The 20,907-nt window shown below is 42.5% G+C and carries 19 protein-coding genes; all 19 read right to left on the bottom strand.

Annotated features, from left to right (window positions below):
- Positions 1-559: 559 nt before the first annotated feature.
- Positions 560-904, bottom strand: a complete 345-nt coding sequence (locus B2107_RS10420; protein ID WP_293955567.1) for a hypothetical protein — start codon at positions 902-904, stop codon at positions 560-562.
- A gap of 17 nt (positions 905-921) precedes the next feature.
- The gene (locus B2107_RS10425) at positions 922-1,440 is read right to left on the bottom strand and encodes a hypothetical protein (protein WP_293955568.1); all 519 of its coding nucleotides are present in this window, start codon (positions 1,438-1,440) and stop codon (positions 922-924) included.
- Entirely contained in the window at positions 1,433-2,065 is a 633-nt protein-coding gene (locus B2107_RS10430; protein ID WP_293955569.1) for a hypothetical protein, read from the bottom strand. Before B2107_RS10430 ends, B2107_RS10425 begins: the two co-directional genes overlap by 8 nt.
- Positions 2,066-2,165: 100 nt before the next feature.
- Positions 2,166-2,372, bottom strand: a complete 207-nt coding sequence (locus B2107_RS10435; RefSeq protein WP_293955570.1) for a hypothetical protein — start codon at positions 2,370-2,372, stop codon at positions 2,166-2,168.
- An 11-nt stretch (positions 2,373-2,383) separates the two neighbouring features.
- Entirely contained in the window at positions 2,384-2,857 is a 474-nt protein-coding gene (locus tag B2107_RS10440; RefSeq protein WP_293955571.1) for a hypothetical protein, read from the bottom strand.
- A 33-nt stretch (positions 2,858-2,890) separates the two neighbouring features.
- On the bottom strand, positions 2,891-3,268 hold the full coding sequence (locus B2107_RS10445; RefSeq protein ID WP_293955572.1) for a hypothetical protein: 378 nt from the start codon (positions 3,266-3,268) through the stop codon (positions 2,891-2,893).
- A gap of 381 nt (positions 3,269-3,649) precedes the next feature.
- Positions 3,650-4,156: a hypothetical protein gene (locus B2107_RS10450; RefSeq protein WP_293955573.1), complete on the bottom strand. Its 507-nt coding sequence runs from the start codon at positions 4,154-4,156 to the stop codon at positions 3,650-3,652.
- A 130-nt stretch (positions 4,157-4,286) separates the two neighbouring features.
- Positions 4,287-4,811 (bottom strand): hypothetical protein, encoded by a 525-nt coding sequence (locus B2107_RS10455; protein ID WP_293955574.1) that lies wholly within the window; start codon positions 4,809-4,811, stop codon positions 4,287-4,289.
- Positions 4,812-4,930: 119 nt separating this feature from the next.
- Entirely contained in the window at positions 4,931-5,647 is a 717-nt protein-coding gene (locus tag B2107_RS10460) for a LytR/AlgR family response regulator transcription factor (protein ID WP_293955575.1), read from the bottom strand.
- Between the two features lie 3 nt (positions 5,648-5,650).
- Positions 5,651-6,721 carry a sensor histidine kinase gene (locus tag B2107_RS10465; RefSeq protein WP_293955576.1) on the bottom strand — a complete coding sequence of 357 codons (1,071 nt, stop codon included), beginning with the start codon at positions 6,719-6,721 and terminating at the stop codon, positions 5,651-5,653.
- 4 nt (positions 6,722-6,725) lie between these two features.
- Complete coding sequence (locus B2107_RS10470) at positions 6,726-8,930, bottom strand: TonB-dependent receptor domain-containing protein (protein ID WP_293955577.1); 2,205 nt, start codon at positions 8,928-8,930, stop codon at positions 6,726-6,728.
- A 182-nt stretch (positions 8,931-9,112) separates the two neighbouring features.
- The gene (locus B2107_RS10475) at positions 9,113-9,568 is read right to left on the bottom strand and encodes a GNAT family N-acetyltransferase (protein WP_293955578.1); all 456 of its coding nucleotides are present in this window, start codon (positions 9,566-9,568) and stop codon (positions 9,113-9,115) included.
- Between the two features lie 75 nt (positions 9,569-9,643).
- Entirely contained in the window at positions 9,644-10,795 is a 1,152-nt protein-coding gene (locus B2107_RS10480) for a thioredoxin-like domain-containing protein (RefSeq protein WP_293955579.1), read from the bottom strand.
- A gap of 28 nt (positions 10,796-10,823) precedes the next feature.
- A complete protein-coding gene (locus B2107_RS10485) occupies positions 10,824-12,287 on the bottom strand; it encodes a RagB/SusD family nutrient uptake outer membrane protein (RefSeq protein ID WP_293955580.1) in 1,464 nt (487 codons plus the stop codon).
- Positions 12,288-12,299: 12 nt separating this feature from the next.
- On the bottom strand, positions 12,300-15,881 hold the full coding sequence (locus B2107_RS10490; RefSeq protein ID WP_293955581.1) for a SusC/RagA family TonB-linked outer membrane protein: 3,582 nt from the start codon (positions 15,879-15,881) through the stop codon (positions 12,300-12,302).
- A 184-nt stretch (positions 15,882-16,065) separates the two neighbouring features.
- The gene (locus B2107_RS10495; protein ID WP_293955582.1) at positions 16,066-17,202 is read right to left on the bottom strand and encodes a FecR family protein; all 1,137 of its coding nucleotides are present in this window, start codon (positions 17,200-17,202) and stop codon (positions 16,066-16,068) included.
- Between the two features lie 67 nt (positions 17,203-17,269).
- Positions 17,270-17,833: an RNA polymerase sigma factor gene (locus tag B2107_RS10500; protein WP_293955583.1), complete on the bottom strand. Its 564-nt coding sequence runs from the start codon at positions 17,831-17,833 to the stop codon at positions 17,270-17,272.
- A gap of 162 nt (positions 17,834-17,995) precedes the next feature.
- Positions 17,996-19,855, bottom strand: a complete 1,860-nt coding sequence (locus B2107_RS10505) for a DUF4859 domain-containing protein (protein ID WP_293955584.1) — start codon at positions 19,853-19,855, stop codon at positions 17,996-17,998.
- Positions 19,856-19,877: 22 nt separating this feature from the next.
- Entirely contained in the window at positions 19,878-20,846 is a 969-nt protein-coding gene (locus tag B2107_RS10510; RefSeq protein ID WP_293955585.1) for a hypothetical protein, read from the bottom strand.
- Positions 20,847-20,907 lie beyond the last annotated feature (61 nt).

Here is a 20,907-nt window from a genome sequence, read left to right on the forward strand (position 1 = left end):
TAGTTAGGGTGAGATTACAATATCAGGGTTCCCGCCTTGATAGACTATTCCGTTTTTATACAGGAAAATAACATCAAAAAAAACGCTATCTACTTTAGTATAATAATACCCATTTAACAAAAGTCTTTCACTATCATTTTCTTTCAGTTGCAATGTCGGCAGTTGCCGACGAACAGAACAGGAAACTATTAAAAAGAAAAATATATAAAAATAAATTGTCCTTACCATACCGTAAATGGATTAAGTGTGCGATTCAAGTAATTTATTGATAAATTAAAATGATTTAAACAATACTCATCAATACAAGCCTCAGCATATCTGAATTCAAAAGTATTTTGTTAGGTATAGTATCAAAGCCCACATTCTCCTCAACTTCTGAAAAACCTATTCGATGAAGTTCAAATTCAAAAACGTATAATTTTTTATCATTCCAAACATCTAACATTATTGAATCAGATAAATTTTTTTTTATACTCATATTATAAAACCACCCGAAGTAAATACGAAAGCTTCTCTAACAGCGTTGGGTGTTGCATCATTAATTTCAATCAATGTATCACTATTTTATCTCTGATACTACATCCGAAAAATCTTTCCACTCCAAATGCGAATAAAAATCCCTGACCACACCTATTTTACTGAAAACAGAGTTAAAACATCCTTCATTTAATACCGCTTGGAGAGCTGCATAAATTTCCCGACGAGAGAGCTCTTTTACAATAAGCATATCTGTAGACCAAAAATAAATTTCACGATTTTTCTCCATCAGTTTATCGATATTAGTCAACGTAAACAATGTTCCAAAATAAACCTCATCATTCTCTAAAATAATGTTGACATCAAGGTTATCATCATATACATCGATAACTTGATAAGGAGCTGGAAATCGAACTTTAAATTTCATAACCTTAAGTATAGTTCTTATTTTTTTTTCAACAATTCGGCCCTTGCATTCCTAAAAGGAGAATGCTCAACAAAAATTTTATGATCAATTTTTTCAATGCTAAATTTCGCGTTATGGCGATCCATCTTGAAAAAGTCCAAATCTGTTAGCAGATATACACCTTCATTCAAATTTCCAGGAGACGGAAACCACTCATAAGAATAGACATCCCTGCCCTTACAAACAAAAATAAATCGGGCACCAACATCTGTATAGCTCCTCAATTCAAAACCTAAAATTTCATTTATTTCATCTAAAGAATACTTTCCACTAAAATAATAGACGGTGTCCCAATTAAAATCAAAGGCTTTATCCATATCCAGAACGCATCCATTATTTGTCTTACATTGCTGAAATTCTCGCATTACCGTATTATCAAATTTAGGATCTTGGTAACAACCCAGCATAAGAAAGACCAACATAAATACATAATATTGGAACTTTTGTTTGATCATCCCAACATACTCCTGATCGCAAGCCCATTCGTTCTTACTCATATTTTACGTCGACTTCATAATACATGGATGGTGGACTTGGTGTTTTTTTTATGGCCTTATATTTATGTTTATCCAAAAATGCTGAATTTCCGGATAAATAGATCCGGTCGATCTTCTCAAAATAATTGTAATAGTCAATCAGCGATCTGATTTTATCCCCTAAATCCTTATCCCGAAACTTAACGATGCCGTTTTCGCTTTTATAAAAAAAATCGTTATCATTATTAATCAATAAGATATCGTCTTTAGAAGTAATCAGGTAAATTTTATAGTCTCCATAAGGGTACATTTTATTGTCATCGTAATTAACGGTATCTCCCTGGGTTCGATATTTATTTACTATCGTTTTATACAACTTGTTCCATTCGGCACTATCTAATAGTTTATCATGGACCTTTGCAACAGCATTGTAATCAAATATATTTTGTTGAAAAGTTGAAAAGCTAAATTTGTCATCTTGGATAAGTCCATCTTCAAAGATAACTTTAGTATAAGGACTGTCTGTCGTAAATGCGCGGTCCATCTTTTGATTTTCAACAACAGGTCCATTGCAGCTTGATATAAGCAACAGGCAACTTATCATGCTGGCGAATAACCAATGTAGAATCTGTTTCGTTTTTTTCATTTCTGATTGCCCATTTTTAAACATATTTTCATAATGCTATGTTACGGAAGTTTATTTCTTACGATGTTTATTGTCCTAACTTTCCATAATTATGCTTGGATTAATGCCTTTCCAAATTCCATCCAATCGGTTTATCTTCCAGATCTGTGATGTCAAGCCCATTGATTAATGTAAAAAGTGGCTCTTCAGGAAAATTATTTATACGCAATAGAATGAGCTTGTCGTATTCTTCATTGTAATAGTAATACCCAATTTCTGGATGTTTTTTCCAAAAAATAGTTGACGAAATTAATTCTTCATTGTTCATAAGACCTTTATTTAGTAAACCTTGTCCATCGCGTTACCGGTATGTTTGTACCGCAATCCTAGATTATCCAATACCCTATTTTTGAAGTTTCCTATAGCAATTTTTCTATCACGGATCTCCGCTTTATTTTCAGGTTTGTTGTTAACAAGTATTCTTTCTCCCGATTGTTTATTTTCCACAGAAAGAAGCAATAATTCGGTTGGAGAATCCGCTGGAACCGGAATTAATACCCAGTAGATATCATTATTTTTCTCATCATTGACATAACCTTTGTAAAAATACGGACTGTTTACACTAATTTTAAATAATGAATCCTGGAGAGTCATGTTATTATAAGCCGTTATCTTTTTAATAAGAGAATCCTGTGTTACATCAAATTCATACCGTTCGGCCATCAAATTACTTCCAGCAGCGATGAAGTCACAAGAAGAAAAGAAAACACTCAATAGAATTATACTCACTATGGTTTGATAAAATTTGAACATGCTTAATCCTTTTAAATATAATATGTTATCAAGTTATTCAGAACGATAAGAATCTATTTCGATCCAATTGCTTGACGTTATAATTCTCCCATTTCCCATATTTTTTAGATATAGGTGCAATTTTACCTTCCTATCTGCGGTCGAAACTCTCAAATCGTCCTTTCCTACAGTAAATCCATACGAAATAATACTGTCCTTTTTCAATGCCAATTTGAATTCCTCCAAAAATGCACAGTTTGGAAGTTCAAGTATCACTTGCTCTCCTTCTGGAATAAACTGTCTTGACAATAGCCTAATTTGATTATCTGTATTTTCAACAACAATCTGACTATGTTTTAATACATCTGAATTCCTCGATTTATAAAAAAGTTCATAGTTTTCTAGATAATCAGGACATCCGATACTAAACATTCTGTCATCGAGATTTAAAATCGTATCTATTTTTGATTCAAAATCTAGTTTGACAAAATAATCATGCTCTATCTCTCTAATAGAAGTATTAAAACATATTGAATCTTCACATTTTCAACAGATTGACATGAAGATATAACACCTAATAAGGCAATATTTAAAAGTAGAAATATTTTCATAATGCTAGGTTACGGAAGTTTATTTATTACGATGTTTATTGTGCTGACTTTCCATAATTATGCTTGGATTACCGGGCAGCAACAGCACGGTATAGAAACCGATACAGCGAATATATAATAAAATCGACGAAATCATCGCTGAAGATCACAATCGATAAATTAAAAGCAGTATTCAGGCGCATCCCCTATCATTGAGTTTTGTCTAAACTCCATTTCTTCTGATGTATACAAGTTTATTGCTTTTAGGAGTATACAACATAAAATAGCTTCCTCCAGAATCAGCATAGATATAGGCATAAAAATTTCCCGGTTGGCTGAGCTTTCTATTCAATTCCTGAAAACAGCTATTTTCGAAATTAGCACTATCCAGTTCCAGTGAAAATAACGCTTTGGTTTCATCGTCAATAGGGCACTCTTTCCACTGACCAATTTTTGCATCGCCGGCAATAGTTCTATTTCCCCATTTTGAAATGGGTTTTATATCTTTCTTTAATAGAATATTTTCGGCCTTATATTGTATTACATCAAAAAATTCACCCCGCATGCTAAATCCGATAAGATCTACTGCACATTCCTGTTTTAAGGTTGGTAGCTGATCAAACACGGCCAATTGATCACTTTTTTTCAGGAAATCAACAGACTGATTTTTAATCATAAAAAAGATCAGTAAGCAAATCAGCACGGCACCAATTAATTTCCAAGCATTCATACTATTTCTATTTTAAAGGTGTTGTTATGGACTTGATGAAGGTATTTTATGAAAAATACATATTTCAAACTTGGGCATTCTTTAGGATGTAAAGAACAACATCGCTATAGTTAAGTCGTTAAAGGACCTACTAAACTACTTTAAGTTTTGAACCAAATATCTTCGTCAATGTTTTTTGTATTTCCTTGATCTTTTTTCTTTCCAAAAATTTAGAAAAATAAAATGGAAGCGCCAAAACATATCCGTTTATATTTCCTTTTTCAGAATAAAAATAAAGTCGTAGAAAGCCGTCGGCAACCTTAAGGTTGACATGCTTTACTGAATTTAGTTCTATGTTTTGAACAAAATCTGTTTTTTCATCCTGAATAGCGATTACAGCATTTTGTTTCACAATCTTAAACTTGCGTAATAAAAGCAGCGCAATCAAATTGGAGCTGAGGTTCATGACATATAAGAACAATACAATCTCAACCATCAGCAACAACATTCCAAAAGTTACGCTGAACAAATTATCTCCAAATAGTGAATACATGTTAAATTCTCCACTTGGAAGTGTATACCAATAATACATGCCCGAAATCATAATCAAACAAACCAACACTTCTATCACTAGATATGTTCTTAATCTGTATAGCCTCAGCGTAAATTCTTCCATCTTAACATTTAAATATTTGGGCCAAAAATAAGGATAAAATGGACTTCTACTAGACCTTTGGAAAAGAAAATACGCGTATCATCTGGCTCAATATTCTTTGCTGAATAAGACGTACGCACTCAACTGCGATTTAAGATCGATGTCATCACGTCCTCCCTTAAATTTCGGGCGATCGGAATTTTATATTCCCCCACATGTAACTGATTCCCTTCTATGATTGCTATCTTATTCCTATTGACCAGGTAGGATCGGTGGCAAGCAATAAAGTGCTGTGCTGGCAGCATGTTTATCATTTGCTGTAGGCTGCAATAGGTGACTTCACGTGTACCTGAGGTATGCACAACCACGTAGTTACCCATACTCTGTACAAACAAGATATCCTGAATAAAAATCTTTTTTAATTGTTTGTCCACCTTCAGAAAGATATGCGCCTCCTGTGGATTTGCCAACAGCCCCGCTGAAGGAGCAGCGTTGCAGAGTACATCGAATGCCCGATTGGCCGCCTTAAAAAAGCGTTCAAAAGGTACAGGCTTTAACAGATAATCGACTACTTCCAATTCATAACCGCGCAAAGCATACTTTTCGTAGGCCGACACCACGATAATCTTCGGCGGATTGCTTAAGCTCGCTATATAATCCAAACCCGATATCTCGGGCATCTCGATATCGAGAAAGATCAGATCAAGGGGATGCGAGCGCAGATATTGGCTCAATTCAATCGCATCTTCGCATTCCACAACAAGCTTCAAAAAATCTATTTTCGCTATATAAGATGCAATTCCCTTACGCGCAAAAGGCTCGTCGTCTACGATAGCACATTTGATTTCCATCATCATCACTTATAAATCTAGTATTAATTCTGCCAAAAAACACGTTCCATCGGTATGCGTGTGCAAGGTATGCCGCTGCGGATAGCGCAGTGCCAACCTCTTTTTCAGGTTGGAAAGTCCAGCCCCCGATTCCGTTCGCTCGGTCCGCGGAATTGCTGACGCATCAGCAGCTGCCCCAGACAAACTGTTTGAAATACTGAAATAGATTTTAGTTCCTTCACGCTTGAGGCAAATCGCGATCTCGTATGCTCCTCGCACATATTTAAAGGCATTCTCTATTAAAGGCTGAAACAGTAAAGGATAGATACGGACACCTGTCCAATCCTTTGCAATGTCGGTATGCACATGCAATCTAGCCGTCAGCCGCTGCTGCTGAAACGCTATATACGATGTCAGAAATGCAAGTTCGTGCTCCATGGAGACCTCCTCATCCATCGTGTAAATCTGGTACCGCAACAGTTCCGAAAGCTGCTCAACACTTTTTTTTGCTGTTGTATTGGATTCGTCAATCTGAAAATAAACCGTATTGAGTGCATTGAACAGGAAATGTGGATGATATTGACTTTTCAGCAACTGCAATTCGGCATCTAACTTATCCGCTTTAATCTGTTCAACGTAGATGCGATTTTCGGCCATATTCCTGTCGCTGCGCTCGTTCCGCAAAAACATATAGTACAGCAGAAAGAGCGGTACATAAATCGCATTGACCAAGATATAATCAATATAACCGTCACCCATATATACCCAGCCGAGGCGCTCCGACACATACACGGTTGGATTCAACAGGCCCATTATCTGCACCACGGCAACGATATACTCTACCGTTACATTGGTTGTAACGGTAGGCTTCGCAGCAAATATTCTGCCCAGGCGCCGCCGCCACAGGAAGGTGATCACATAACAAAAAATCACCGAGATGAGCAGCCCGACCGAATGGATCTTAACACCGCCAGACCAAAACTCATTTTTCTTCGTTAAATCCGTCACCACACGAAGAATATTGAAAGAAGCGATTCCCCAAAGCGCCGGGCCTAGATAAGGTATGGGATTTACACTTAGTTTTGCAATGCTCGCTCTCATAATATCAATAATTAATCCGGTTACCTTCTTCTAAACGGTCGTTGCCACGCTCGCTTTTTAGATTATCTTTCTTTCCGCGGTGTAATCGGTAGGAAAGATTGATCCCCACGGATCTACTGTCGTACAACTCCCGGTAGCTGCCTTCCATAGCGTCACTGCTAAAGGTTATTTGAGGCCTGTTTGTCCGGAAAAGGTCATTGCCATAAATATACAAAGTTAATTTATCTTGCAAGAAGGTTTTGCGTACTCCGGTATTCATAGACCACAGGGAAGCAATGGTAGCCTGCCCCTCGGCAGTAGCGCCATTCCAGAAACCGTTGAGGTCTAAACTGAATTTAAAAGGCAGACTGATAGTATGCTGCACTTGCAAAGAAGGGACAAGCCGCCTATTTTGCTGCATATCGTTTCCTGCAAGCCATTCAAAACTGCTGTACATCAGGTTTCCATTCAGCTGGATGTTCCACTTTTTGACGGGAGAAATATTGGCGGCATTAAACCGCAGCCCCACCGCCGATGCATGTTTCAGGTTCATCGGCATCACAATAGTCCGCCCGTGTTCGTCCAGGTTGTAGCTCTTGCTGATCGCATTTTGCCGCTGGCTATAGCGGAGCTGCAGTGAATACGAATTTTTAAACAACCAGGTAAGCTCCATGTTGTTGGCAAATTCGGGTTTCAACGTTGGATTTCCCCGCTCGTACAAATAGGGGTCGTTGACCTCCACAAAAGGACTCAGGTCTTTGAAATTTGGACGATTGACCCGCCTATGGTAATTGACGGAAAGCTTTTGCGCTGCATCCAGTGCATAGGTGAGTGTGAGATTGGGAAAGAAATTGCTATAGGACCTTTGCACGGTAAAAGCTGTATCTGGCTTATGTGCTGTAGTGCTCTTAAAGGCGGCATCCTCAAAACGTAGTCCTAGATCGATCTGAAAAGCGTCCGATGGGTTGTACCGCATTTGCATGAAAAGCGCTTTCAGCTGCTCTTTATGACCGAATGCATTGCTCAGCTCGGGGCGCACTTGCCAATGCTTATCAGCTGCCTGTTGAAATAATGAACGGGTATTCATGTCCACCTGCGTCAATTTTCCTCCAAAGGAAGCCGCCACATTTGGTCGGATGTCAAGCAGGTATTTCGATTGTATGGTTGTAATCGTAACCTTCCCCCCCGTCTCACCGCGCAGCTGCTGCTGGGAGGCTATTGCTGATCCGTCAGCACCAAATTTATCCAGCACTTGATCTTGGGTTTCCGCTTGTCTAAACTGCTGCCGGTCAACATAATTTTCCCATTTGGAACCGGTAGCGAGCTGGAGCGTTACATGTGCGCCTGTGCTAAAATTCTTAAAGGTATGCTTTAAGATATTCGTGGTTGCTATGCTGGAATCTGGTTGTGAAGCGCTGTAAAAAAATTGAGAACGGACAGCTTCCTGTTTGGTCCGCTCATGATTGTTGATCAATACGTAGCCCCCTATTTTCACGTTGTCATTGGGCGTATAGTCGAGCGTGCCGTTGTAATAATGATTGTGGTACTTTCTTTTTCTTATGGCATCCATATCCAATCGTAAGGCATTGCTGCCCATTTCCGTCCCTCGGCTGATATACCGGGTGGAATTGACATCAATCAATTCGGTACCTTCCCCATACGAATACGTATGTGACGTTGTCCACTTGGACGTATTGGCGGTCACGGCGATATTTTGATAAGTCCGGCTATATTTCCCCTGTTCGGCATTGGTTGCTACCGATACACTTAGGCCATTGGCCTTACGAATGGCTTGTTTTAGATTGATAAACCGGGCTTCACCGTTGGCATCCAGGGTAGCATCTGGCTGTGTAATAAGTTCGACCACATCAAGCGATGAAGCGGGCATGGAGGCTAGAAAATTGATCAGATTTTCGCCATTCATAAAATTTGTCTTTCCATCCACCAGCAGCTGAATGCCGGCTTGCCCATTTAAACTGATCGTACCATTGGCTAAAATACTCACTCCGGGCATCCTGCGCAGCAGCTCCAGCGCACTCCCCGAAGAACCTGCACTCCCTTTGGTCACCTGATAAGTCAGCTTGCCGGGAGCAATTTTAAGGGGATTTACCCGTCGCGACACTTCAACCTCGCTGAGCCGTATTGACTTAATAGCGCTTGTATCCTGTAAACAAAAATTGGTTTCTCCATACGCCGCACCGCAAGCAAAGAGCACTGCGGCAAACTGCATATAAATAAATTTTGTGGTCATTATTCGTATTTCTTGATTTGATACGAATGTATTGCCCGAATTGCATTTACCTAACTAATTTATTCGAACGGTAAGATCGGCGTGACGAACGGCAAAAAGCCACGACGAGCGGCGCTCGCTTTTGAGTGGTATTACTAGCTTGCTCCTGTATTGCTACACCTTTAATTTCCTGTTTTGGGAGCCATCTCCATGGTATACTTATCGATTCCCTTACCAAAGCCATCCGGCAAAATATCAACAATGGAAAAGCCATTTTTTTCATAAAAGCCCGCCGTATGCTGAGACGTCTCAATTTTTAGCATTTTGTCGGGATACCTTTTCTTTAAAAGAGCTATTCTAAACGCTGTCAATAGCTTACCAATCCCTTTCCTATGGTATAAAACACTGACCATACCCCAAGCCAATCCAGCTTCATTATTTCTTTTATCAAAAAATATCCCACCGCAGGCAACAGGCCGGCCATCAATTAAAACGACGTAATAATCAGCTGGAATGACCTCATCCAAAAACTTGTCAAACAGTTCCAGTTCGTCCGCAGCAAAAAATTTAGGCAGGTTACTGTGGAAGATTGCAAGACAATCTTCTCTGAAGTCCGGTGTATATGGAACGATTTGCATGAATCCCTTTTAGCTATGCGAATGTAATAAATAAACGCCTGAATTGCTAGGTTCAGGCGTTTTCATTATTGGCTTTTATTTCCAGTTTTTGATAATTTCGCTTATCTTTTCAAAGGAGGTTTCTCCGCCGCCGGTACTTCGGTACACAATGGTTCCGTTAGGATCCACGAGAATCTTTGTTGGAAATCCAGTGACATTCAGACGCAGTACATAATTGTTGCTTCCTTTGTCGTTCAATATATGCGCCCAGTTGAGGTTGTGCTGTTCGATGGCTTTTCGCCAGCTGTCATTTTTGTCGGACGCAATGCCCAGTACACGCAGTTGATCGGGATAGCTGTCTCTCAATTTTTTCAGATCGGGCACATCGGCCATACATGGACCACACCATGAGCCCCAAAAATCGATGAGGTAAAATTTACCTTTCCAGCTGTTGGAGTCAAACACCTGTCCGTCATATGTATTCCTCGTGTTTATCTGGAATATGGACTTGCCTACATCATATTTACTTCCCGCTACACGGTTCTTTAAAATGGTATAGAACGGAGAGCTTTGGTACGCCTTCGCTACGGTAGGTAATAGCGCCTCCACCGTATCGATCGTCACAATCTCCCTGATCAGCATATCTTCCAGGTAATACAGGCCAGCTATTGACGAAATATTCTTCTTTAAAAAGTCCTTCAAGTATTTTTCGGCTTCGGAATCGATCCGTTCTTGTTCGGCTTCAAGACGTTTTTTGAGCGCTTCTTCTACCGTATCTTTTGCCAATTTCAGTTCAATATTTGCCGATCTATTCAACAAGGGGTGATAGCCCTTATTGAGTTTACTGATGACATCATTTTCTTTATCCCCACTCGGATATACTTCAGCAAAATCGGACAGCTTTCCTTTCAGTAATATTTTACCGCCCGGCATGGCGACAAACCAGATGGATTGGCTCTTAACGGGAATGTACCCTCGGTCGACACGCTTATAAAGCGATTCGGTCGGAAGCGTTAGGCGTATGATTAAGGGGACGGAAGTGGTATCCTGATAATATATCTGTCCATTTTTAGTGCTGCCCTTTTTAAAGACGACATCTGAGATCCCATTCCAGATGGTCATGTTGTAGGTACTGTCCTTCAGGTCGGCAATTTTGGAAGTGACTGTAAAGGTTTTGCGCTGTCCGAAGCTATATAGGCAGCCCGCTATCAACAGGCTTATTGTGATTACTATATTTCTGATTTTCATGACGTAATGTATAATCGTATTTCGCGTTTTAATAAGGATTCTGCTGGATCTGCCCCTTGCTGGCATCGATCTCCACACCGTTGATCGGTACGACCAAATGCTTACTTTCTAAGGTGTAAATTTTAGGTGTAGAGAGGTCGACTCCTGTTCTATTGACTTGGTAAAAGTCTCTCTTTACGGTAATATTATCCGCAGCATAGTCGTTGACACTAAATCGGCGTATATCGTACCATCGCATCACAAAAGGAAGTTCACGCCGTCTTTCAGCCAGCACCTGTTTAATCGCTTCATCCTTGTTAGCTGCCGTAAGTGCACTATAGGTGGACATCCGTTTTTGACGTAGGGTATTGACCGCCAATAAGGCATTCTGAACATCTCCCTGGCGGGCCAGCGCCTCGGCTTTATTAAGAAGCATCTCGGCTCTCGTTGGGCCTGAAACTAAGATGCTCCCGTCGGTAAACATGGTGTACCGATACGCAGCTGGTGTCACGACATTGAAACGTCGGCCGCCATTAGGAATCATCAGATGCTTGTAACGGAGGTCGTTGGTCTGATCGTACAGCGCTACCAGTGCGCTACTCGGCAAATACCATTGTTCACCGGTATATTGATAACGGCTGTAGTAAAGCTCGCTCCAATAGAGATATTTTGCGGCATTCCAGTCGTTTAATTGGCTGTACCGGAGCGTTGCCGCTGGATTGCTGTAGGAGACGCTTCTCCCCGGAAGTATGGTATTATAGTCCACTAAACTTACGGTAGCCGACTCCAGCGCCTTGTTTGATTCGGCTAAGCTCTTATCGTAGTCTCCCGTAAATAAATAGTACCGGCTCATGAAAGCTGAAATAGCTTTCTGGCTCACCCGCCAGGTCTTTCTAGGGTCGACATCGGCTTCAGCCACTTTCTTTGCTGCTTCGATATCTGCCAGAATGAAATCGTAAGTTTCCTGAAGTGTGGCCCGTTTTAGCGACTCTTCGTAATCGACGGTACGCTTTAACGGCAGTCCTAAACTATTCATATTCGCCGCAGCATAAGGCGCACAATAATTATTGACTAGGATCCAATAAGACATCGCGCGGATAAAATGGGCATCCGCTTTAACCCTTTGGCGACTGGCTTCATCACCGCTAACCAGGTCGATGTTTTTTAAAATGACATTTGCGGTGAAAATCTTTTTGAACTCTCCAGTCCACAGCTCGTCAGTAGCGAGGTTTTCAATACCCGCTGTAGCGGATACATAACGCTGAAGACTATTGACTGTAAAAGCCGTGACGTTGTTTTTATACAGCTCCTTGCTGATCTCCGTATCGTCGGTCGAATAGGTAGCCGTAAAGTTAGTTTCTTTCGAAAACTCGGTGGCATTATTGACCAAAGCTTCTAACTGCTCCACGGTTTTGATACTAGCCTGTTTCTTGGGCTCTTCGGATAGGTATTTTTTGCAGCTTGCGGTCGTCAGTATGGCAGCGGCAAACCCGATATATAGGAACACTCTCATGTTTTTCTGTTATTAAAATTGAAAATTAATACCGAATGTATAGCTCTGTGCAGGTCGCATCGTACCTGGTAGCCAATCGGGATTGTACCCTTTAGCATTGGCACGCCAGATGAGGCCAAGGTCACGTGCCTGTACAAATAGGTTGACATGGTTTAATCGGATGGCTTCTGTCCACCGGTTAGACAACTTGTATCCAAAACTGAGTTCTTTCAACTCGATATAGGACGACTTTTCCACCTGGCTGCTTAGCGCCTCACTGTAGCGATCCCAAAGGTAGAGGTTAGGCTCATCAGGAAGTGCAAATCCTGGAATATTAGGATTCCCCGCCAGCACTTCATTCACGTATTTGTTGACAAAAGTCTTATCAGACCCTACGAGTGCTGCATAGTTAAATACAGGATTACGGTACACACCACCCATCTTGCCCAATAGGATACACATGATGTTAAAGTCACCGAGTTGTAAAGTATTGGTCCAGCCCAGTGTATGTGGTGGTACGCTAGTACCCATATAATGCAGGAATGGAAGTCCCAAACCTCGATTGTACAACGACACATCATTGAAGCTCTGCTGACTATTGTTCGGTCCGGCGACATGCGGTACACCATTGATCATACCGACGTAGTCAAAAGCATAAATAGAACCTACGGGGCGGCCTTCAACAAAAGCCCCATTGATCATTTGGTAAGTATACAATGAGGGGTTATAGAGCTGGTCTATATTATTTGCGTTAAAAGCATAATTGATATTCGTCTGATAAAGTATGTTTTTGCTTATTTCGACACGGGTACCCAGTGCAATTTCGAACCCTTTATTGGTGATTTCGGCATTATTGAATTTTTGGATTTGCGTTCCAGTTGCTGTAGGCAATGCGATCTGCCCAATGATTCCAGAGCCCTTTTTGCGGTATAGATCCAACGAACCAAATAGCAGGCCCTTATAGAGGGAGAAGTCGGCTCCAAGGTTGGTTGACGCTGTCTTTTCCCAACGTAGGCTAGGATTACCATTATCAGCAATGGTTGCGGTAATGGTGCCTGTTGATGTATTTAGACTGCCACCTACATTGAGTAATGTCGCTGTGGAGGTAGAATTTTCCATATTCCCATTTTTACCATAGGTCAGGCGCATTTCAAGTCGGTCTATACCTTCTTGCGAAGTCATAAATTTTTCCTTCGCGACATTCCATTTAGCTCCTATTGACCATAATGGTGACCACCGTAGTTTGGGATCGTCCGTGATGAAATTCGAGGCATCACTTCGTATACTTCCAGACACCGTATAGCGGCTCAGGTAGGTGTAAGCTGCATTTCCGTAGAGTGACACAAATTTGTTTTTTTGCCACTTAAACGTTGTATTACCTCCTGGAATCGTAGTCGGGTAACCTTCAAAATCGGTAAATTGATCTACCGAACTACCATAGCCGTAAGGTGGTGTAGTCGCCTGAAGCTTGTCTTTGTAATAGCCGTACACGGTCGGATTGATGGTTCCGTTAGTCAAGTATTGCGACACTTCAATACCGGCAATGGCCGAGATCTGATGATCGGAACCGAACGTCCGGTCAAAGTTCAATTGGTTCCTAAAGACAAAACTTTGTATATCCTCCGCCCCCAATTCCTCGTCATTGGAGCCATCTTCATATTGTCTAATGCCACGTCTCAAAATTCCGCCTTTGGGGATATAAGCTTTACCTACGGTCTTTGTATCATCGTCATACTGCGTTTTTTTATTCACCAGACTGCGTACATAGAAGGTACTCTCATCATACATACGCTCCCGGTCTATCTTATTACGCTCGTATTGGAATTTGGTATCGAAGGTAAGCCCAGGAATGATCTTGAGGTTAAGTCCGGTCTGTATACGGGCATTGATGCGTTCGTCAGTAAACTCTCGGCCACGCACTTCCCGCAATAAGTTGTACGACCAGTCGGCATAAGTGAATTTTTCGGTCGGAATCAGACTAAGCTGTTCACGGTTGTAGGTTTTTAGATTGACCCCATAACTACCATCTTCGTTCAAGAGCAGTTCATAAGGCGATAATTGCGCGATCTCCTCAAGGGTAGCGCCTCCGTATTGCTGTTTTTTATATTGTAGGTTGGCGCCTAAGTTAAACTGCAAAAACGAGGTTATCTTAAAATCATTGTTGAAATTCAAATTAAACCGGTCATAACCGTTTTTCTGAAAGGCACCTTTGTTTTTTTCATAGAGAACAGAGGTGTAGTTCCGTACACGCTGATTGCCGGCCTGCAGATTGATATTGTATTGATTCAGCAGGGCATTTTGCGTCAGCAAATCCCGAAGCTGCCCGCGATTATCAATCTTGCTCAATCGGTCTAGCTCGGCGTTCATGTCGGCTGTAGACATTTTACCGTATTGATTGGCATATAATGCTTCCTGCGCTAATGTCAATGAGTTCGCTATGTCACCAAACGAATTCGCATAGGGATAAAAGGCCCAGTTGTTTTCATACGCCTTACGTTCGTAGGCAACATGATCGGCCGAATTGGCTTGTGTAAGGATGTAATTTAGGTCTGGTCTTCGGGCTATCCTAGAAAATGCACTCCCCTGGATGATAAGTTTATTGTCGGTTTTAGCTTTTTTGGTAACAATAACAATAACGCCATTGGCGGCACGTGCACCCCAGATGGATGCCGCAGCGGCGTCTTTCAGTACAGTGACAGATTCGACGTCATTGGGATTGATATCCGAGAAGTTGCTACTCGATATCGGGAAGCCGTCGACCACGACCAGTGGTTTACTATCGGCATATAGGGTGCTATTGCCCCGGATCAGAAAGTCTACACTACCGTCTTCATTTTCCTTGGCTTGCATACCCGCTACTGTACCTTGCAGTGCACTGGAAAGGTTGGATGCAGGACGCTTGGCCAATACCGATTGCCCGACCTGGCTAAAGGCTCCTGTAGCACGCTCTTTCGAAATCGTCTGATAACCTGTACTCACCGTGATATCGACACCTTCCAGTGTTGACAAACTTGCCGTAAGCTGGATTAGCCCCATGGATTCTTTGGCTTTGAGCGTGAGGGGTTCATAACCCACGTAAGAAACCAAAATCATTGCATCCTTATCGGATACCCGTAGGCTGAATGAGCCATCTTTATCCGTTTTGGTCATCACCTCGCTGTGGATTACGCGCACAGAGGCATCCGATAGACTTTCACCCCGCTCATTGACCACTCTGCCGCTGATGACGATTTGCTGATTAGCGGCTATACTTTCAGCCTTTGGTTTCAATGCAATAATATCGGTATCAATTCGATACGTAATGTTGGTATTTTTGAAGAGCTGATTTAGGACGTCCACCAGCGGCGCGTCTTTTACGGTGAGGCTGAGACCATTGACTTTTTTGATTAGTGCAGCATCGCCAATAAAATCGTAACCACTTTGTTGACGGATTTTATTGATGATAAGTTCTAAAGAAGCATTTTTTTCCTTTAGCGTTATTTTCTGAGCAAAGCCACTTGCATATACCTGACACAGGCCAACTGTCAGCAGCACAAAAATAAGTTTCATCACGACGAGCGTTTTATAGAGGATATAGACAGGAGTCCCCCTCCATTTTTCAAGGTAAAAATTCATACATTTGAGTAATTTGGGTTAGATGCTATTGTTAGTTGTTGGAATTAATGATTGGGACCCAAAAATCGACCGGATGTGTTCGCAGCACATTCGGTTTTTTTTGTGACCCAATTTTTAGTTTTTCACTAGGGCGGGTGTTTCATGATGTTGGTTTTTCGATAGGTTTAGTTATTATTCTGTTGATCTAGGGGGTGACGGTGATTTTTCGTCCCGTTCGTTTAAATTTAACATCAGCGACGGCCTCCAATGCACGGAGTACGGCGGAAAGGTTGCGTGCTCGGGATACGGCCCCAATATAAGTCTTATTGGACGGCGTCTTTTCATAGGTAAATTCCACATCGTACCAGCGCGCTATCTTATTGAGGATGCTGCCTAAGGTTTCATTATCGAAATTAAAGTAGCCATTCTTCCAGGCTACCGCATGCTCGGTATTGCTCTGGGCAAGCTGGATCTGTTTCGTATCTTCCTTAACGGTACTTTGTTGACCAGGCTTTAGCAAAATCGACTTGCTATCATCAACATTATTTACTTTAACAGCACCTTCTAAAAGTGTGGTTACGGTGGCTTCGGATGAGTAAGCAGATAGATTGAAATGTGTCCCCAGTACCTCTATGGTTTGCTGTTGACTGCGTACTTTAAAGGGTTGTTTTTTATTGTGGGCGACTTCAAAATAGGCTTCACCAGTCAATTCCACCACGCGCTCCTTGCCCTCAAATCTGGACGGGAATTTTAAGGAGGAATAGGCATTAAGCCATACCTTGGTACCGTCTGCCAGTACGATATTGTATGTTCCCGTCTTGGGGGTTTGTAGGGTACGAACTGTGGGCGCTTCGGATAAGGAAGAAGTAGGGTCACCCTGAAGCAATTCTGGACCGTCAGCATACCTGATCTGTGTCCCCACGATAATGGTATTCCGATGTTCACTTAACTGGATAGCGCTCCCGTCACCGCTCAACAAAACAGCTTTATTACCTCCCGGCTGAATATCAATCTGTTGAGCCACATGTTGCGCTATAGGGGCCTTATTCGACTGTCTACTAGAGAAATAGCTAACACCCAATACTAAGATTAAAGACGCTGCAACTGCACTTATTTTAAACAGCTGATTCTTCCTTCGTATCCGTTTGATATTAGTGTAGATATCGGCTTCTATTCTGCTTTTCACCTCGTCTTGGACACGCTTTAAATCCTCCGGATCGACTGTATATCGGCTAGCCCTGAGCTGTTGAAGATGCCAGGTTTCTACCCATGATTTCTCTTCTTCAGAACAGGTGCCCAAACGGTAACGTTCAAGAATTTCTTTTGCGTTTTTACTCTCCATGATAACAAAGGTTAGTACATTGTTTTGTTATAGGTAGGTTAACGCGGAAAAAAGTAGTAGATGAAATTTAAAAAAAAGTAAAAAACAGTGAGGTTAATTTTGAACGCATGATTTTCAAGGCATTACTCACCTGCTTGCGAACCGTATTTAGTGAAACATTTCGTTGTTTTGCAATTTCTTCATAGCTTTTTTCTTCCTGACGGCTCAGGATAAATATCTCCCGCATCTTAGGTGGAAGATTTAAGATTTCTTTTTCGATCTGCTGTTGCAGTTCTTTTTCGAGGAGGTAGTTGTCGGTCGAGTATTCGCCCTGATCCAAAAAATATTGTAGTGCATCGGCATAGCCCTTTCTCACTTTCTGCTTGTCCATGTAGTCAAATAGCTGGAACCGCACAGCCGCATAGATGTAAGAAGAAAAACTCCTATTTATTGCTAACGGAGTCTTTGACCAGAGGGACACAAATACGTCCTGAAGAAGATCCTTCACCACCTCTTCATCGGCTATGATTTTGCGGGCATAAATAAATAACAGCGGAAAATATCGCTCATATAGGGCGCCAAACGCTTGTTCATCTTTTTCTAAAACAAGCGCAATCAACTCTTTATCCGATAAATCTGCGTAGCAATACATCTGTTATTCAGAACCTCAGATCAAACTTACATTAAAATTGACAAATTACAAATTCTCCCATTAGGAATTCATGGGCTGCGAAAAAAGCCACATCTCCCGACGTGGCTTAAACTAAACATAAACATATGAACCACCACCTGATCTCGTGGTTTTAACATACTCTTAATTGATAGTCACATTAAATGTGAAGGTGGCCTGCACGGTTTTCGTACCCTCGTAGGTATATACCATGGCCTGCTTAACGGTATATTTCTTTCCTGCCGCCAGCACCGCCGGATATTGTCCGATCGAGAACGTCAGCGTACTGGCATTAAATTCCGAAAACAAACCCGCCGTGGCCCCCCATGTGGTGACAGCGCCGGCAGGCGTAAACCAATGCCCGTAGCCCGTAGCCGTCATGTTGGGATTTAAACTTCCATTTGGCTCTACCGCATAGAATTTAATTTTGCCGCTGCTCATCAAACCCGCCAGGTCTGCCGAAGCTATGCCAAAGGCTTCGCCCAGCTGAGCGGCGTTGACGCTTACTTGTGTACCCGAGTAGTTCTTCGCATCGGCAGCAAAGCTGACATCATAACTGAGTGCGATATCTTTGGGCTGACTGCTCACCGCATTGTATCCGGTAGCGTTTGTGCCCTGAATTTTTATTTCGTAAGGCCATTGCTCATCATTGCTGTCGTTATCATCCCAGGCATGCGGCTGGTAAACCGATGGAGCACCCGTGACAACAAACCAGAGGTTGGTGCAATTGGCCGGAACAGTAAAGGTTGCTGTATTCTCTGTACCCTCCATCCGATCACCGTATACCCGCGTGCCGTCTTTCAACAAGGCCACATAGCCGTAGCGCCATCCTGCACGGCTGGCATCCACCGGGTTAAATCCAGCAGCATTTGGCACGCCTTTAAAAGCCACTGAAACCTTGGTTCCCACGGCAGGCACGTCCAGCGGAATCACATTATACCCCGTCGTACCCGGACAGCGATCGTAACTGACGCGGAGACTTCCATTGGACTGCCGCGTAAATTTGGTTGTCAGCTTACCGATATAATTTTTTCCATAATCCCTGATGCTGTTCAGGTCCCAGGTCACAAAGCGGGTTGCCGCATCGTAAATCTCATTGTTGAACTGCTTCACATCGATACCCGTGATACGCATGTAAGCCTGCACGGGATCTTCGGGTTTTAACGCCTCGCGCCAGATACGGCCGATCATATCGATGCCATGTTTGCTGGTCCAGTACCAATGAATAAAATAGCTGGCATAGCGATATTTCTCGTGGTGAATATGGCGAAAGTAATTTTCGGTATAGACGGTAAAATCATGTCCGGAGAATGCTTGATCCGGATAGGTCTGAAAGGCCTGCCATTGCGCGGTCTGCTCCCAAAACCCATTCCCACTCGTTCCGCCATAGCCGTAACGAAAGCCATGGTCGCCTTTCAGATCAGCAAATACCTGGTACTGAAAACTGTGCCCGATCTCGTGCGCAATGACAGCACCCACTGGCTTACAGGTGGCCGGATTGATCCACAAGGCCCCGATCAGATCGTCGTAACCGCCACCATAGGCCATCCATTCGGTCGTGTAATGCACAAAAATCATCATCTTATACTTATCCAGATTCGATCGGTTGACCTTGCGTTCTGCAAACTTCAGGGTATTGACATTTAATGCGTAGAACTGCTCAGCTTTGGCCAAAAGATCATCAATATCTACCCGATATTCTTCGGGTACAGCGCTGGCATTGGGATCATTCTTTCCATAACTCGGTTCCCAAAAGACGATAAAATGCTCCGACTGGCGGCTACGCGAGTAGGACCATTTACTGTCCTTATTGTTGTAGTCCATCCCCGCAAATTCTTTGGGCTTATAGATCATCAGCGAATCTGTTCCTACGGGCTTGGGCGGGGTGGTCGTCTCCTCTTCGACAGGAGGTTCTACCTCTTTTTTGCTGCATCCCAGCGACACTAACACCAGTGCTGAGAACAGTGTCAGCAGCAGTCTATTCAATTTTATACTTTTCATCATTTGAACTATTTATAGGTAGAGATCAACTGTGTGTGATGGTCAAAAAACGGAAGCGCACGGTATAGGTACCGCTTCTGTAGTATTTGATGGTCGATACGGGATTGAGGTTACGTCCCAGACTGTTCGCCGTACCGACAATACGGTAATAAGAAATGGGATCGCCCGACCAAAATTGCGTGCCCACATACGTACCATTCATGATGGGGTATACCAAGCCCGACACATTCGGGTAGCGATACACCAAGCCCGTATCAGTAACTTCCTCCGGATAGTAAGGCGACCAATTTTTAAATGTAGGCCGGTCGCCACGTTTGATGACCTCCCCTTTCTTGGGGTTGAATGCCTTGCCGTTTTTATCTTCCCATACGTAGATGATTTTGTTTTCCCCTTCTGGCTGGTGCTCTACGCTGATCGCATAGTCTGTATAGGGTAAAAAATTGGCCTCGGCACCGTAGTCCGAACTTGTGCACGACTTAAACAAAATATCCTCCTTTTTAGCACCGATGATATTAAAATCGAGGATATTCTTAAATTTTTTCTGTCCGGCAACATTGCTTACTTCCACATCGATCGTGTACTGCCCCGGGGTCACAAATTGGGTTGCCTGTGTAAAGCCTACCCGGCCTCCCGTCGCATTGAGCATCATCGGTGGATATTTAGCCTTTCCAATTTTCGCATTTAATTGATCGAGGGTGGTATCCCGCCAGGTGACCTCGGCAAGGTAGGTGGATATCTCATGCTCTTTAGCAAACTCTGTGGTCAACTCGCCCGTCTCCTTGTTTCGTACGGCCAGCAGATTCACGGTCAGCGGCGTGGTGCTTCCATTGGCCACAATGGCATCCGTGTATACCACAGCCCCCTGATTGACCTGCAGGTTCTCTACATTATAACGCAAATTTTCACTTAAATAACCGACTTGGTCACTCTTGCAGGAATTCAATACCAACACCGATAATCCCGCTATGCCTATGATAAAACTTCGTTTTTTCATCTGTTTTATTTTTTCATTTGTGACAGAACCACCCGGTTGATTCCGCATTGCTCCGGAATCA

It is taken from the genome of Sphingobacterium sp. UBA7855 (genome assembly GCA_002500745.1).
Classification (GTDB): domain Bacteria; phylum Bacteroidota; class Bacteroidia; order Sphingobacteriales; family Sphingobacteriaceae; genus Sphingobacterium.